The organism is Kitasatospora sp. NPDC041917, assembly GCF_055589745.1.
Genome location: NZ_JBVJBI010000005.1, coordinates 139,794 through 154,059 on the forward strand (window position 1 = coordinate 139,794; position 14,266 = coordinate 154,059).

The following is a 14,266-nucleotide window of genomic DNA, read 5'->3' on the forward strand; positions in this document are numbered from 1 at the left end:
ACCGACGTGACGACCGAACAGAAACTGCGCGACTACCTCAAGCGGGCGACCGGCCAGCTCCAGCAGGCCAACCGTCGCCTGCGCGAAGCCGATGAGGCACGGACCGAACCGATCGCGATCGTCGCGATGAGCTGCCGTTACCCGGGCGACGTCAGCACCCCCGAGGAGCTCTGGCAGCTGGTCGCCGACGGGCGGGACGCGACCGGCGACTTCCCCACCGACCGGGGCTGGGACACCGCGGCGCTGTACGATCCCGACCCGGAGGCGACCGGCCGGACCTACACCACCCGGGGCGGCTTCCTCTACGACGCCGACCGCTTCGACCCGGAGTTCTTCGGACTCAACCCGCGGGAGGCGCTCGCCACCGACCCGCAGCAGCGGCTGCTGCTGGAACTCGCCTGGGAGGCCTTCGAACGGGCCGGAATCCGGCCGCAGGACGTGCGCGGCAGCTCGACCGGCGTGTTCACCGGCGTCATGTACAACGACTACGCCGGTCGGCTGCGGCCGATGCCCGGTGCCTTCGAGGGATACCTGGGCAGCGGCAGCGCGGGCAGCGTCGCCTCCGGTCGGGTCGCCCACACCTTCGACCTCGGCGGGCCCGCCATCACCGTGGACACCGCCTGCTCGTCCTCACTGGTCGCCATCCACCTGGCCGCCGAGTCGCTGCGCCGGGGCGAGTCCGCACTCGCGCTGGCCGGCGGGGTCACCGTGATGGCGACCCCGGACACCTTCGTCGAGTTCAGCCGCCAGCGCGGCCTCGCCCCCGACGGGCGCTGCAAGCCGTTCGCCGCCGCCGCCGACGGCACCGGCTGGGGAGAGGGCGGCGGACTCCTCCTGCTCGAACGGCTCTCGGACGCGGAGCGCAACGGGCACCCCGTGCTCGCCCTGGTCCGCTCCAGCGCCGTCAACCAGGACGGCACCAGCAGCCAGCTCACCGCGCCCAACGGCCCGGCCCAGCAGCGCGTGCTGCGGCAGGCGCTGGCGAACGGCGGACTGCTGCCCTCCGACGTCGACGCCGTCGAGGCGCACGGGACCGGAACCACGTTGGGCGATCCGATCGAGGCCGGCGCGCTGCTCGGTGTCTACGGCCCCGACCGCGCCCCGGACGCCCCGCTGTGGCTGGGCTCGGTGAAGTCCAACCTCGGCCACACCCAGGCCGCCGCCGGCGTGGCCGGCGTGATCAAGACGGTGATGGCGCTGCGCCACGAGGTGCTGCCGCCCACCCTGCACGCCGGGACGCCCTCGCCGTACGTGGACTGGGCGGCGGGCGGTGTCGAGCTGCTGACCGGGCCGGTGCCGTGGCCGCGGCGCGAGAGGCCCCGGCGGGCCGGCGTGTCCTCCTTCGGCATCAGCGGCACCAACGCCCATGTGATCGTCGAGGAGGGCCCGGCCGTCGAGCCGTCGGCTCCGGGCGAACCGGCCGTCGCCACCGGGATCCCGCCATGGGTGCTGTCGGCCCGGACCGGTGCGGCCCTGCGTGACCAGGCCGGCCGGCTCCGGAACTGGCTCGGCGGCGCCCGGACCGGCGATGCCGAGATCGCCGCCGCGCTGGCCGGTGACCGCACCCTCTTCGAGTACCGCGCCGTTCTGCTCGGCGGCGACCGCGACCGGATGACGGCCGCCCTCGACGCCCTCGCCGCCGGGCGCGCCACCCTCGACCTGGTCGAGGGAAGGGTCGCACCCGCGGGCCGTACCGTCCTGGTCTTCCCCGGGCAGGGCACCCAGTGGGTGGGCATGGCCGGCGACCTGCTCGACCGCTCGTCGGTGTTCCGGCGCGCACTGGAGGACTGTGCCGACGCGCTCGGCCCGCACACCGACTGGTCGCTGCTGGACGCGGTGCGCACCGACGGCAACGCGGAGCTGCTGCAACGCGTGGACGTCGTCCAGCCCGCGCTGTTCGCGATGATGGTGTCGCTCGCGCGGCTGTGGCGATCCGTCGGCGTGGTTCCGGACGCCGTCGTCGGCCACTCCCAGGGCGAGATCGCCGCCGCCCACGTCGCCGGCGCGCTCGACCTGGACGACGCCGCGCGCGCGGTCGCCCTGCGCAGCCGCGCCGTGGCCCGGCTGGCCGGCACCGGCGCGATGGCCTCGGTCGCGCTCGGCGCGGAGCAGGTCGCCCGAACGCTCGCGGCCGGTCGGCCCGGCGTGCAGATCGCCGCCGTCAACGGCCCCAACGCCACTGTCGTGGCGGGCGACCCCGGTTCGGTCCGGGCACTCCTCGACGAGTACCGGACGGCCGGGGTGAAGGTCCGCTTGCTCCCCGTCGACTACGCCTCGCACTCCCAGCACGTCGAGGCCATCGAACAGGAGGTCACCGAGGCGTTGGCCGGCCTGAAGCCGCGTACCGCCGACACCGCCTTCTACTCGACCGTCACCGCCGGCCCGATCGACACCGGTACCCTCGACGCCGACTACTGGTACCGCAACCTGCGCCGGCCCGTCCGTTTCGACGAGGCCACCCGCCGACTCACCGCGGACGGCTACACCGTGTTCGTGGAGTCCAGCCCGCACCCCGTGTTGACCTCCGCCGTCGAGGAGACCGCCGAGCAGTCCGGCACGACCGTCACCGCGGTCGGCACGCTGCGCCGCGAGGAACCGGCCGCCGACCGCTTCCTGCGCTCCGCAGCCGAACTGCACACCCAGGCCGCGGACGTCGACTGGACCGCCCTGCGCACCGTCTCGCCGTCCCGCGAGGCGGTGCCGCCCACGTACGCCTTCCAGCGCCGCCGGCTGTGGATCGACACCCCGGTCGGAGCCGGCGACGCCGCCGGGCTGGGTCTGGAGCCGGCCGGGCACCCGATGCTCGGCGCGGCGCTGGGCACCGCCGAACCCGGAACCCTGGTGCTGACCGGCCGGATCTCCCGGCGTACCCACCCCTGGCTGACCGGCCACGCGGTGGCCGGAAGCGTCCTCGTCCCCGGCACCGCGCTGCTCGAACTCGCCCTGCACGCCGCCGCCCGGGTCGGTGGCGGCGCGGTGGAGGAACTCACCCTGGAAGCACCGCTGCCGCTGCCCGAGGAGGACGCGGTGCAGCTCCAGGTCGCCGTCACCGCGGACGGCGAAGGCCGGCACCGCGTCACCGTCCACTCCCGGACCGCGCCCGACGGCACCCCCGGCGACTGGATCCGCCACGCCTCCGGCACCCTGACCCAGCAGCCGCCCGCCACCCCCGCCACCGCCACCGCCGCCCCCGCCACCGCCTGGCCGCCGTCCGGCGCGCAGCCGGTCCCGCTCGACGGCGTGTACGGGCGGCTCGCCGACCTCGGCTACCACTACACCGGAGCGTTCCAGGGCCTGCGCGCACTGTGGCGGGACGGGGACGAACTGCACGCCGAGGTGGAACTGGCCGCCGACTCGGACGACACCGGCCACGGGATCCACCCGGCGCTGCTCGACGCCTGTCTGCACGCGCTGCTCGTCGCCGACCCGCCCGAGGACGGCCTGCTCCTGCCCTTCCACTGGAGCGGCGTGCGTCTGCACGCGACGGGTGTCCGCACCCTGCGGGTCCGGCTGCGACCCACCGGCGAGCAGACGCTGGAGCTGGCCGCCGCCGACGTCCACGGCCGCCCCGTCCTCGACGCGGCGGCCCTGACGCTGCGCCCGATCGACCCGGCCAGGCTCGCCGCAGGCACCCGTGAGGCCCGGGACGGCATGTTCCACCTCGGCTGGCGGCCCCGGCCCGGGACCGCCGATCCGGCGCCCGAGGCCGGCCCGTTCGTGGTGCTCGCCGCGCCCGTCCCCGGAGGTCGTTCCGCCGCCGAGGACGCGGCCCACAGGCTGGCCGACCGCCCCGAACAGCCGATCTGTCACCTGAGCCTCGACGAACTCCGGGCCGCCCTCGCCGCCGGTGCGCCCAGCCCCGAGCACGTGCTGGTCCTCGTGCCGTCGCAGGAGGGGGAGGACGTCGCGGGCGACACCCACCGGCTGACCGCCGGGCTGCTCGGCCTGCTCCAGGACTGGCTGGCCGACGAGACGCTCGCCGGCTCCCGGCTCGTCCTCGTCACCCGGCGGTCCGTCTCCACCATGGCCGACGAGCCCGCGCCCGATCTCGCCGGCGCGGCAGTCCGGGGTCTGGTCGGCGCGGCGATGGCCGAGAGCCCCGACCGGTTCGGTCTGGTCGACATCGACGAGCACTCCCTCGACGTGCTGCCGGCGGCTCTCACCGCCGGCGAATCCAGGTTCGCGCTGCGCTCCGGAACGGTGCTCCTGCCGCGTCTGGCCCGTTCCGCCGGACCGCACCCCGACCTGGCGGTTCCCGACCGGCGGACCTGGCGGCTCGACCTGACCGAGCGCGGGAGCCTGGAGAACCTCGTCCTGGCCGACTGCCCCGAACTCGGGGAGGAACTCCGACCGGGACAGGTCCGGGTGGCGCTGCGCGCGGCCGGCCTGAACTTCCGCGACGTGCTGATCGGTCTAGGCATGTACCCGGGCGACGGGAGGATGGGAGGCGAAGGCGCCGGCGTCGTCCTGGAGACCGGGCCCGGCGTCACCGAACTGCGGCCCGGCGACCGGGTCATGGGCCTGATCACCCACGGCACCGGCCCCGTTGCCGTCACCGACCACCGGATGCTGACGCCCGTTCCGGCCGGGTGGTCGTACGCGCAGGCCGCCACCGTCCCCATCGTCTTCCTCACCGCCTACTACGGGCTGCAGGACCTCGCCGGTGCCCGGCGCGGCGAACGCGTGCTGCTGCACGCGGCCACCGGCGGCGTCGGCATGGCCGCCCTGCAACTCGCCGAGCACTGGGGCCTCGAAGTGCTCGCCACCGCCAGTCCCGCCAAGTGGCCGGTGCTGCGCGCCCTCGGCGTGCCCGAGGAACGCATCGCCTCCTCCCGCGAACTCGGTTTCGAGGCCATGGTCGCGGAGCGCACCGGTGGAGCGGGCGCGGACATCGTGCTCAACTCGTTGGCCAAGGAGTTCGTCGACGCCTCGCTGCGCTCCCTGCGCCCGGGCGGCCGGTTCGTCGAGATGGGCAAGACCGACATCCGGGACGCCGATACCGTCGCCCGCGAGCACCGGGGCGTCCGCTACCGGGCCTTCGACCTGCTCGACGCCGGGCCCGAACGGATCCGGCGGATGCTCGCCGATCTCGGAAGGCTGTTCGCCGAGGGCGTGCTCGCCCCGCTGCCCGTGCACAGCTGGGACGTCCGGCAGGCCAAGGACGCGCTCCGATTCCTCTCACAGGCCCGGCACACCGGCAAACTCGCACTCGCGCTGCCCGTCCCGCGCGACCCCGAGGGCACCGTGCTGCTCAGCGGCGGCACCGGCACCCTCGGCGCGATGGTCGCCCGCCACCTGGTGCGGGAACGCGGCGCCACCCGCCTGCTGCTGGTCGGTCGGCGTGGCCCCGAGGCACCCGGGGCGGAGGAACTCGCCAAGGAACTGACCGCCCTCGGCGCCCACGTCGACCTCGTGTCCTGCGACACGGCCGACGAACAGCAGCTCGCCGCCCTGTTGGCCGGCATACCCGCCGAGCACCCGCTGACCGCGGTCGTGCACCTCGCCGGGGTGCTCGACGACGCGACCGTCGCCAACCTCACCGAGGACAAGCTGCGCGCCGTGCTGCGCGCCAAGGTCGACGCGGCCTGGAACCTGCACCGGCTCACCGAACACCTCGACCTGTCGGACTTCGTGCTGTTCTCCTCGCTGGCCTCCACCGTCGGCGCCCCCGGGCAGGCCAACTACGCCGCCGCCAACGCCTTCCTGGACGCGCTCGCCCGACACCGGCGGGTCCGCGGCCTGCCCGCGGCCTCGCTCGCCTGGGGCCTGTGGGCGCAGGCCAGCGGAATGACCGGCCACCTCGACCGCGACGACCTGGCCCGGCTGCGGCGCGGTGGCGTCCTGCCGATGGGAGAGGAGCTCGCGCTCGGCCTGCTCGACCTCGCCATGGACGGCAGCCACCCGGCCGTGGTCCCCGCCCTGTTCGACCTCGTGGCGCTGCGCCGGCAGGCCGAGACCGGACTGCTCCACCCCGTCCTGCAGGACCTGGTGCGCCGCCCGGCCGGGCGCGACGTCCCCGCCGGGGCCGCCCGGCCGGAGGCGCTCCAGCTGGCCGGCCGGGGCCCCGAGGAGCGTCGACGAGCCGTCCTGGAACTGGTCCTCGGCAACGCCGCCCTGGTCCTCGGCCACGACTCGCCCGACGGCGTCCGACCGGACCGGCCCTTCAAGGACCTCGGATTCGACTCCCTCACCGCCGTCGAGCTCCGCAACCGGCTCAACCGCGCAACCGGGCTGCGCCTGCCCGCGACCGTGATCTTCGCCCACCCCACCGCCGGGCAGCTCACCGAGTACGTGCTCGCCCAACTCGCCCCGGCCGGGCCCACGCTGCTCGCCGAGCTGGACCGTCTGGAGGCGCGGCTCACCGCCGAAGACCCCGACGACATGCCGCGGGAGGAACTGCTCGCCCGCCTGGAGGCGATGGCGCAGCGCCTGCGGCCCGCCGAGCCGGACACGGCGCCGGAGGCCGGCATCGATGCCGCCAGCACCGAGGAGATCTTCGCCCTGATCGACCGGGAACTCGGCCGATGAGCAGCGCGCCGGGGCCGCACACCGCCGCACATCGCCGTGGACCGCACCCAACCGGAGAGGCCGGGCCAGCCGTGACCGAGGAAGCCAAACTCGCCGACTACCTGAAGCGGGTCACCGCCGACCTGCTGAGGACCCGCCGCCGCCTGCAGGAGGTGGAGGCGGAGCGAACCGAACCGATCGCCGTCGTCGGCATGGCGTGCCGGTACCCGGGTGGTGTGCAGAGCCCCGAGGACCTGTGGGAGCTGGTGGCCTCCGGTACCGATGCCATCACCCGCTTTCCCGCCGACCGCGGCTGGGACCTCGACGCCGTCCACCACCCGGATCCCGAGCACCGCGGCACCAGCTACGTCGACCAGGGCGGATTCCTGCACGAAGCGGGCGAGTTCGACGCGGCGTTCTTCGGAATGAGCCCCCGTGAGGCCCAGGCCACCGACCCGCAGCAGCGGCTGCTGCTGGAGATCGCCTGGGAGGCCGTCGAACGGGCGGGCATCGACCCGGCGACGCTGCGGGGCACCGACACCGGCGTGTACGCGGGTGTCATCGCACAGGACTACGGGCCGGTGACCGTGCACGGTGTCCCGGCCGACATCGAGGGCTTCGCGATCGGCAACCAGACCAGCGTCGCGTCCGGCCGGGTCTCCTACACGCTCGGCCTGAACGGCCCCGCGATCACTCTGGACACCGCCTGCTCCTCCTCACTGGTGGCGATCCACCTGGCCGCCGGCGCCCTGCGCGACGGGACGTGCTCGCTGGCCCTGGCGGGCGGTGTGACCGTGCTGCCGAGCCCGCGCGGCTTCGTCGAGTTCAGCCGCCAGCGCGGCCTCGCCCCCGACGGGCGCTGCAAGCCGTTCGCCGCCGCCGCCGACGGCACCGCGTGGGCGGAGGGCGCCGGGGTCCTGCTGCTGGAGCGGCTGTCCGACGCGCGCCGGGCCGGCCGTCGCGTGCACGCCGTCATCACCGGTACCGCCGTCAACCAGGACGGCGCCAGCAACGGGCTGACCGCGCCCAGCGGCCCCGCACAGGAACGGGTGGTCCGCCGAGCGCTGGCCGAGGCGCGGCTGCTCGCGGCCGATGTCGACGCGGTCGAGGCGCACGGCACCGGAACCCCGCTCGGCGACCCGATCGAGGCGCAGGCGCTGCTCGCCACCTACGGGCAGGGCCGGCCCGCGGACCGGCCGTTGTGGCTGGGTTCGGTCAAGTCGAACCTCGGTCACACCCAGGCCGCCGCAGGGGTGTGCGGGGTGATCAAGACGATCGAGGCGATCCGCCACGGCCGGCTGCCGCGCACCCTGCACGTCGACGCGCCGTCGCCGCACGTCGACTGGTCCGCCGGCGCGGTCCGGCTGCTCACCGAGGACGTTCCCTGGCCCGCGGTGGACCGGCCGCGTCGTGCCGCGGTCTCGTCGTTCGGGATCAGCGGCACCAACGCCCACGTCATCGTCGAACAGTGCTCCGACACCGACACCGACACCGACACCGACTCGGACACCGACACCGACACCGGCGCCGACTCGGACACCGGTGCCGCGCACCCGCGCCGGGTCGGCGCGTCCGGCCCGCGCCCATGGGTGCTCACCGCCCGCACGCCGTCCGCGCTGGCGAGCGGCGCCCACCGGCTGCTGCACCACCTGCGCACCCGGACGGAGGCCGACGAGGCGATCGGCTGGGCCCTCGCGACCACCCGCACCCCGTTCGAGCACCGCGCCGTCGTGGTGGGCGGCGACCGTGAGGCGTACACCGAGGGTCTGCGGGCGTTGCACGAGGGCCGCACCTCGACCCGTCTGCTGACCGGCCGGGCCTCGGCCCCGCCGAGGGTCGCTTTCATGTTCTCCGGTCAAGGTGGCCAGCGGCCCGGCATGGGCGGCGAGCTGTACCGCGCCCACCCGGTTTTCGCCACCGCGTTCGACGCGGCGTGCGAGGCCCTCGACCCGCACCTGCCGCGGCCCCTGCGGGAGGTCGTCGGAGCCCGGGCGGGCACCCCCGAGGCCGCGCTGTTGGACCGCACCGAGTACGCGCAGCCGGCCCTGTTCGCCCTCCAGATCGCGCTGTTCCGTCTGATCGAGGCCTTCGGCGTCCGGCCGGACGCGTTGATCGGGCACTCGGTGGGCGAACTGGCCGTCGCCCACTGCGCCGGAATGCTGTCGCTCTCCGACGCGGCCGGGCTGGTCGCCGCCCGTGGCCGGCTGATGGGGGAACTCCCCGACGGCGGCGCGATGATCGCCGTGGAGGCCACCGAGGCCGAGCTCCTGGAGGCCGTCTCCGGTCTGGAGGACCGGCTCGGCGTCGCGGCCGTCAACGGTCCCCGGGCGGTGGTGCTGTCCGGCGCGGCCGCGGAGGCGCAGGAGGTCGCCGAGCGCCTCCGCCGCCAGGGCCGCAGAGTCCGCCGGCTCACCGTGAGCCACGCCTTCCACTCGCCGCTGATGGAGCCGATGCTCGACGGCCTCCGCAAGGCCGCCGCCGAACTCGACTTCGCCCCGCCGCACACCCACGTGGTCTGCGGTTCCACCGGGGACAGCGCCGACGGGCGACTGGCCACCCCCGACTACTGGGTGGAGCACGCGCGGGGCACGGTGCGTTTCCACGACGGGCTGCGGCGGCTGCAGGAAGCCGGGATCGAGGCGTACCTCGAACTCGGACCCGACAGCGTGCTCGCCGCCCTCGCCCAGCGTCCCCCGGCGGCCGCCGCCGGAGGATCCGAGCCCGCTCCGCCGCGGGTGGTCGTCCCGTCGCTGCGCCACGACCGTGCCGAGCCCGAATCGGTGCTGGCCGCTCTGGCCGCCCTGTACGTCGAAGGCGTCGAGGTGTCCTGGCGGACGGCCTTTCCGGTCCCGCCCACCGCTCCGGCACAGCTGCCGACCTACCCGTTCGAGCGGAAGCGCCACTGGTTGCGGCCGGCCGGCCCGGGTCACGGCGCGACCGAGCGGTGCCGGGCCGTCGACCACGCCGACGCCACCGGGCGGACCGGGCAGGACGGCGACCGCTCCGCGACCCCGGCCGAGCCCTCGAACACGCCGACCGGCACGCGCGGCCCCGACCCGGCCGGGGCCGAGGGCGGCTCCGGGTACCGGCCCGGGTGGCGTCGGATCCCGCCGCCGGGCGTACCGCTGCTCTCCGGCTGCTGGCTCGCCGTCCTGCCCGCGGACGCCGCCGCCGAGCCGTACCCGGCCGCCGTCCTCGCCGCCCTCCGGGACAGTGGCGCCGAGGTGATCCCGGTCCTCGTCGGTCCGGCCGACTCGGACCTGACCGGAGCGTTGCGCGCGGCCCTCGCCTCCGCACCGGCCGGCGTCCCACCGACGGGCGTGCTCTCGCTGCTCGCCCGCCACGACCGTTTCCCGCCGTCGGCCGCGGAGCCCGCGCCCGAGGCGGAGGCCACCGAACGCCTCGACACGGCCCTGCTGGAGGTCGGGCTGGACGCGCCGCTGTGGTGTCTCACCCGCGCCGCCGTCGAGCCCGACGGGCCGGAGCCCGCAGCAGCCGCCGGCCGGCTGTGGTCGCTCGCCGATGTCCGCAGGGCCGCGCCCGTCCCCTGGTTCGGGCTGGTGGACCTGCCCGAGCAGCCCACCGGGCGCGTCCTGTCCTGGCTGGTCGCACTGCTCGCCGATCCGTCCGGCCCCGAGCACGCCGTGATCCGGCCCGGCGGCGTGCAGGTTCGGCGCCTGGCCCGGACGGCCGGGCGATCCGCCGGGCCGGCGGCGCGCACGACCGGCACCGTCCTGGTCACCGCCGGCCCGGCCGCGCCGACCGCGGCAGCGATCCGGTGGGCGGCGGAGCACGGCGCCGCCCAGGTTCTGCTCCTCGCCCGGGACGGGCAGGCCGCGCGGTTCTCCGCGTCGCCCGGCTGCGGGCTCGTGGTCCGTGACCGCGTCCCGACCGACCGGGCCGCGCTGGCCGCCGTCCTCGCCGACCTTCCGGAAGATCGGCCGCTGAGCGCGGTCCTGCACCTGGCGGCCCTCGCCGATCACGGGGCGGACGAACAGTCCTCCGCCGCGGCGCTGGCGCTCCATGAGGTGACGGCCGGGCTGCCGCTCACCCACTTCGCCCTGTTCGCTCCGCTCACCCCGCTGCTCGGCGGGGGCCCGGCCGGGTCGACGACGACGCTGCGGGCCGTCCACGACGCGGTGGCCCGTGAGCGCCGGGCCGCCGGGCTGCCCGGCCGCAGCGTGACCTGGGCCGAACCCGCGGACCCCGCGGACGCGATGCGACACGCCATGCTCGGCGAGGAGGCCGCCCTGCTGGTCGCCGACCTCCCGTTGACCGACCTGCTCACCGCGTTCGCCGGGAGTCCCGTTCCGCCGTCGCTGCGCGAACTGCTCGGCCGGGCCCGGCCCGTCGACGACCCCGCGGCGTCCGACGCGTCCGGGACCCGCCTGACCGCGCACCTGGCGGACCTGCCCGCGGAACAGCGCCAGGACGCGCTGCTGTCGCTGGTGCGCAGGAGCACGGCGTTCGTTCTCGGGCACGCCGCCCACGACGCCGTGCCCGGGGACATCTCCTTCGCCGACCTGGGCCTCACGTCCTTCACCGCGTTCGAACTGCGCACCCGCCTGGTGGACGCCACCGGCGTCGACCTGCCGCTGACGGAGATCTTCGAGAACCCCACCCCGTCCGCACTCGCCCGCTACCTGCACACCGTGCTCCCCGTCACCGCACCCTGAGGAAGGAAGTCCCGTCATGGACGCCGATGCCCGCCCCGATGCGGACGTGCTGGTGGTGGGGGGCGGCCCGGTCGGCCTGTTCCTCGCCGGCGAACTCGGCCTGGCCGGCGCGTCCGTCCTCGTGGTCGAGAAACTCGACCGGAACGGACGCCCGGACAGCCCCGCGCTGCGCGGAGTCACCACCCGCACGATGCGCACCCTGGCACTGCGCGGACTGGACAGGCCGATCGTCGAGGCGGCCGAGCAGACGCTGCGCACGCTGATCGGCACCGCCGCCACCCTTGCTCCCGCCCGTGCCCGGCGGTCCGAGGCACCCGGCCAGGTCGCCTCGACCAAGCTCGGCAACGGCGGTGCCACCAAGGGGCACATCGCCATGGTGCCGCTGACGGATCCGGCCGGAGAGCACTCCGACGTGTCGCTGCTCCCGGTGCCCTACGCCGCTCTGCGCGAGGTGTTCGCCGAACGCGCCCGGCAGCACGGGGTCCGGTTGACGCACGGTCGCGGCGTCGTCGCCCTGGAGTCCGAACCGGGCGGGGTGGCCGCCCGACTCGACGACGGCCGGACCGTCCGGGCCCGCTACCTGGTCGGTGCCGACGGTGGACGCAGTACCGTCCGCCGACTCGCCGGATTCGACTTCCCCGGCACCGAACCCACACTGTTCGCGGTCGGCGGTGAGGACGTCACCCTGGCCGGCCCGGAGAGGCTCCCCCGCGGATTCACCCGCACTCCCGTCGGCGCGCTCATGGTCGACGTCGTTCCCGGCCAGGTCGTCGCCCTCGAATTCGACCGCCCGCCCGCGGACCGTCACGCCCCCGCCACCGCGCGGGAACTCCAGGCGGCGCTGCGCCGGGTCAGCGGCGTCGAGGTGACCGTCGCGCGGGTGCGCTCGCCGTTCCGCTACAACGACAACGCCCGGCAGGCCGTGACCTACCGCCGTGACCGGATCCTGCTCGCCGGCGACGCCGCCCACGTCCACTCGCCGTTCGGCGGACAGGGCGTCAACCTCGGTGTCCAGGACGCCGCCAACCTCGGCTGGAAGCTCGCCCGTGTGGTCCGCGGAACCGCACCGTCCCGCCTCCTCGACACCTACACCGCGGAACGGCACGCCCCTGCCGCCCGGGTCCTGCGCAACTCCCGTGCCCAGGCCGCACTGCTGCGCCACGGCCCGCAGATCGACGCGGTGCGCGAGCTGATCGCCGACCTGGCCGAAGTGCCCCAGGCGAAACGGATGCTGATCGAGATGCTGCACGCACTGGATGTCACCTACGACCACGGCCGCCCCGCGGGCCACCCCCTGGTCGGTCGCTTCGCTCCCGATCTGCTGGCGCCCGACGGTCCTGCCGTCTTCGAGGACGGGCGCGCCGTCCTGCTCGACGCGACGCCCGCCGCCGAACACCGGCCGGCCGTCGCCGGCCGCCCGGACGTCCGCTGGGCCCGGACGGGGTTCCCCGACCACCCGGCTCTCGCCGCCGTCCTGGTCCGCCCCGACGGTTACGTGGCCTGGGCCGGCGACGGGACGGATGCCGGGCCCCGGCTGGCGGAGGCACTGGACGACTGGTTCGGCCGCCCGTCGGCCACGTCCTGACATGCGGTGGTACCTGCCGGCCCGCGCCGCGGTGATCACCCTGTTGCGCTGTGTGGGCCGCGTTCTGATCACCTACGGCAACTGCTGGTTCCCGCCCCCGGCCCCGCCGGATCCGCCTGCCCGGGGCCCCGGCGCGGGTCACCCCGAGCGGACCTGCCCCGAACTGCCTCCCACCGCGGTCGAGCTGATGCTCTGGCGTCAGCTCGACCGCGGTGGAACGCGCCGTCGTCGGCCCTGAGGGCGCACCCGCACCCGCCGTGCAGCCGGCGGCGAAGGTCCGCCCGCGAAAGGTCCCGCCCGCGAAGGTCCGGGAGGAGGAGCTCGCCCGGTGAGCCCGGGGGCTCCTCGGCGGCGGGTTGGTGGCGCGGGGGAGCCGGTGCATAGGGTGGGGCCGATGTGTCGCCGTACCCGTGGGAGAATCCGATGAATCCGACCCCTGTTGCCGACGGCCTTCTCCCGGTCGGGGTGATCGGGCTCGGTGACATCGCGCAGAAGGCGTATCTGCCGGTGCTCACCGCGCTGCCCGGGCTGGACGTCCGGCTGATGACCCGGGACGCGGCGAAGCTGGACAGGATCGGTGAGGCCCACCGGATCGCCCCCGAGCACCGCTTCACCGACCTCGGCGCCCTGATCGGCAGCGGGATCCGGGCGGCGTTCGTGCATGCCGCGACCAGTCAGCACGTGCCGATCGTCGAGCAGCTGCTCACCGCCGGGGTGGACGTCTACGTCGACAAGCCGCTCGACCAGACCCTGGACGGCGCCCGCCGGCTGGTCGACCTCGCCGACCGCACCGGCCGCTCGCTGATGGTCGGCTTCAACCGCCGCCACGCGCCCGGCTACGTCCAGGCCAAGGAGCGCCCGCGCGATCTGATCGTGCTGCAGAAGAACCGTGAGGGCCTGGCCGAGGCGGCACGCCCGCTGGTGTTCGACGACTTCATCCACGTGGTGGACACCCTGCGCTTCCTGGCCCCCGGCGAGATCGAGCACGTGGACGTCCGCTCGCGGGTCCGCGACGGCCTGGTCGAGCACGTCGTCCTCACCCTGGCCGGCGACGGTTTCACCGCCCTGGGCATCATGAACCGGGTCTCCGGCTCCACCGAGGAGGTGCTGGAGGTCTCCGGCGGTGACTCCAAGCGCGAGGTGCGCAACCTGGCCGAGGTGATCGACCACCGCGGCCAGCCGACCGTCCGCCGCCGCGGCGACTGGGTGCCGGTGGCCCGTCAGCGCGGCATCGAGCAGTGCGTGCTCGCCTTCCTGGCGGCCGTCCGCGCCGGACACACCCTGGACGCCCATGACGCGCTGCGCACCCACGAGCTGTGCGAGCTGGTCGTGGAGCGGATCGGGGCTTCCTGGGAGTCGGCTGGGAGCGGGCTGTGAGGATTCTGGGCTGACCCGGCGTCACGTCATCTCCGGGGAGCCGACAGTTCACCGGCAGGGTCTTGTCGGGGCATTTTCTACGCGCGTATCTTGAGGGGCGCCGCGGGGGGCGGGTGCCCGT

Annotated in this window: 4 protein-coding genes and 2 pseudogenes; all 6 read left to right on the forward strand. The window is 75.2% G+C overall.

Going from position 1 to position 14,266, the window contains the following annotated elements; genetic code table 11:
• The first annotated feature begins 6 nt into the window (after positions 1-6).
• The 6 genes and pseudogenes from ACZ6EM_RS08045 (at position 7) to ACZ6EM_RS08070 (ending at position 14,145) form a co-directional block, all read left to right on the forward strand.
• Positions 7-6,528 carry an SDR family NAD(P)-dependent oxidoreductase gene (locus tag ACZ6EM_RS08045; protein WP_465772021.1) on the forward strand — a complete coding sequence of 2,174 codons (6,522 nt, stop codon included), beginning with the start codon at positions 7-9 and terminating at the stop codon, positions 6,526-6,528.
• A gap of 71 nt (positions 6,529-6,599) precedes the next feature.
• A pseudogene (locus ACZ6EM_RS08050) lies at positions 6,600-9,269 on the forward strand (type I polyketide synthase); the annotation flags it as partial.
• Positions 9,270-10,244: 975 nt separating this feature from the next.
• Positions 10,245-11,183: pseudogene (locus ACZ6EM_RS08055) on the forward strand (acyl carrier protein); the annotation flags it as partial.
• Between the two features lie 16 nt (positions 11,184-11,199).
• Positions 11,200-12,768 carry an FAD-dependent monooxygenase gene (locus ACZ6EM_RS08060; protein ID WP_465772022.1) on the forward strand — a complete coding sequence of 523 codons (1,569 nt, stop codon included), beginning with the start codon at positions 11,200-11,202 and terminating at the stop codon, positions 12,766-12,768.
• 1 nt (position 12,769) lies between these two features.
• A complete protein-coding gene (locus ACZ6EM_RS08065; RefSeq protein WP_465772023.1) occupies positions 12,770-13,006 on the forward strand; it encodes a DUF6059 family protein in 237 nt (78 codons plus the stop codon).
• Between the two features lie 185 nt (positions 13,007-13,191).
• The gene (locus ACZ6EM_RS08070) at positions 13,192-14,145 is read left to right on the forward strand and encodes a Gfo/Idh/MocA family protein (RefSeq protein ID WP_401051513.1); all 954 of its coding nucleotides are present in this window, start codon (positions 13,192-13,194) and stop codon (positions 14,143-14,145) included.
• Positions 14,146-14,266 lie beyond the last annotated feature (121 nt).

Bases quoted from the DNA above. Each gene is read 5' to 3' on its own strand.
- ACZ6EM_RS08060 (WP_465772022.1), top strand. From the start codon at position 11,200: ATGGACGCCGATGCCCGCCCCGATGCGGACGTGCTGGTGGTGGGGGGC.
- ACZ6EM_RS08065 (WP_465772023.1), top strand. From the start codon at position 12,770: ATGCGGTGGTACCTGCCGGCCCGCGCCGCGGTGATCACCCTGTTGCGC.
- ACZ6EM_RS08070 (WP_401051513.1), top strand. From the start codon at position 13,192: ATGAATCCGACCCCTGTTGCCGACGGCCTTCTCCCGGTCGGGGTGATC.